This is a genomic window from Escherichia sp. MOD1-EC7003, assembly GCF_002965065.1.
Taxonomy (GTDB): domain Bacteria; phylum Pseudomonadota; class Gammaproteobacteria; order Enterobacterales; family Enterobacteriaceae; genus Escherichia.
This window is the reverse complement of the sequence record NZ_PTRE01000022.1, coordinates 1-2226: the sequence shown is the minus strand read 5'-3', so window position 1 is coordinate 2226 and position 2226 is coordinate 1. Positions and strand designations below refer to the sequence as shown.

Sequence of the window (2226 nt, the reverse complement as noted above, 5' to 3'; positions counted from 1 at the left end):
AACTGGCGCCATCAATACCGGAAAGGTGGCCTGCTGCCTTCCGGAAAAAATATGCCGGCACTGCTTCCCGTGACGTTAACGCCGGAGCCGGATAATAAAATCCCGGCCCCCGCACAGGAACCAGAGCAGATAAATACACCGTCCGACAGTCTGTGTTGTGAGCTGGTTCTGCCGGCCGGAACTCTCAGGCTTAAAGGTAAACTGACGCCGGCGTTATTACAGACACTTATCCGCGAAATGAAAGGGAGCAGCCACTGATGATATCTCTCCCTGCCGGTTCGCGTATCTGGCTGGTTGCCGGTATCACCGATATGCGAAATGGTTTTAACGGCCTGGCATCAAAAGTTCAGAACGTCCTGAAGGATGACCCGTTCTCCGGACACCTGTTCATCTTCCGCGGACGCCGGGGTGACCAGATAAAAGTGTTGTGGGCTGACAGTGACGGACTGTGCCTCTTCACCAAACGCCTGGAGCGGGGCCGCTTCGTCTGGCCAGTCACCCGTGACGGCAAGGTGCACCTTACTCCGGCTCAGTTATCCATGCTTCTTGAAGGTATCAACTGGAAGCACCCGAAACGAACGGAACGCGCTGGAATCCGCATATAACCCGTTGTAAAGTGAGGATATGGACACCTCACTTGCTCATGAGAACGCCCGCCTGCGGGCACTGTTGCAGACGCAACAGGACACCATACGCCAGATGGCTGAATACAACCGCCTGCTCTCACAGCGGGTGGCGGCTTATGCTTCCGAAATCAACCGGCTGAAGGCGCTGGTTGCGAAACTGCAACGTATGCAGTTCGGTAAAAGCTCAGAAAAACTTCGTGCAAAAACCGAACGGCAGATACAGGAAGCACAGGAGCGAATCAGCGCACTTCAGGAAGAAATGGCGGAAACGCTGGGTGAGCAATATGACCCGGTACTGCCATCCGCCCTGCGCCAGTCTTCAGCCCGTAAACCGTTACCGGCCTCACTTCCCCGTGAAACCCGGGTTATCCGGCCGGAAGAGGAATGCTGTCCTGCCTGTGGTGGTGAACTCAGTTCTCTGGGATGTGATGTGTCAGAGCAACTGGAGCTTATCAGCAGCGCCTTTAAGGTTATCGAAACACAACGTCCGAAACTGGCCTGTTGCCGGTGCGACCATATCGTGCAGGCACCGGTGCCTTCAAAACCCATTGCACGCAGTTATGCCGGAGCGGGGCTCCTGGCCCATGTCGTCACCGGAAAATATGCAGACCATCTGCCGTTATACCGCCAGTCAGAGATATACCGCCGTCAGGGTGTGGAGCTGAGCCGTGCCACACTGGGGCGCTGGACTGGTGCCGTTGCTGAACTACTGGAGCCGCTGTATGACGTCCTGCGCCAGTATGTGCTGATGCCCGGTAAAGTCCATGCTGATGATATCCCCGTCCCGGTCCAGGAGGCGGGCAGCGGTAAAACCCGGACAGCCCGGCTGTGGGTCTACGTCCGTGATGACCGTAACGCCGGTTCACAGATGCCCCCGGCGGTCTGGTTCGCGTACAGTCCGGACCGGAAAGGTATCCATCCACAAAATCACCTGGCCGGTTACAGCGGTGTGCTTCAGGCCGATGCTTACGGTGGTTACCGGGCGTTATACGAATCCGGCAGAATAACGGAAGCCGCGTGTATGGCTCATGCCCGGAGAAAAATCCACGATGTGCATGCAAGAGCGCCCACCGACATCACCACGGAAGCCCTGCAGCGTATCGGTGAACTGTATGCCATCGAGGCAGAGGTCCGGGGCTGTTCAGCAGAACAGCGTCTGGCGGCAAGAAAAACCAGAGCCGCGCCACTGATGCAGTCACTGTATGACTGGATACAGCAACAGATGAAAACACTGTCGCGTCACTCAGATACGGCAAAAGCGTTCGCATACCTGCTGAAACAGTGGGATGCACTGAACGTGTACTGCAGTAATGGCCAGGTGGAAATCGACAACAACATCGCAGAGAACGCCTTACGGGGAGTGGCCGTAGGCCGGAAAAACTGGATGTTCGCGGGTTCCGACAGCGGTGGTGAACATGCGGCGGTGTTGTACTCGCTGATCGGCACATGCCGTCTGAACAATGTGGAGCCAGAAAAGTGGCTGCGCTACGTCATTGAACATATCCAGGACTGGCCGGCAAACCGGGTACGCGATCTGTTGCCCTGGAAAGTTGATCTGAGCTCTCAGTAAATATCAATACGGTTCTGACGAGCCGCTTAC

Annotated in this window: 2 protein-coding genes and 1 pseudogene; all 3 read left to right on the top strand. The window is 56.3% G+C overall.

Annotated features, from left to right (window positions below; all coding sequences use genetic code 11):
- Positions 1–258, top strand: a pseudogene (locus tag A7090_RS03315) (IS66-like element accessory protein TnpA); the annotation flags it as partial.
- A complete protein-coding gene (gene tnpB / locus A7090_RS03310) occupies positions 258–605 on the top strand; it encodes an IS66 family insertion sequence element accessory protein TnpB (protein WP_000624622.1) in 348 nt (115 codons plus the stop codon). The pseudogene A7090_RS03315 and the gene tnpB, both read left to right, overlap by 1 nt.
- Before the next feature lie 19 nt (positions 606–624).
- Positions 625–2196: an IS66-like element ISCro1 family transposase gene (locus A7090_RS03305; protein ID WP_105273020.1), complete on the top strand. Its 1572-nt coding sequence runs from the start codon at positions 625–627 to the stop codon at positions 2194–2196.
- Positions 2197–2226: the final 30 nt, after the last annotated feature.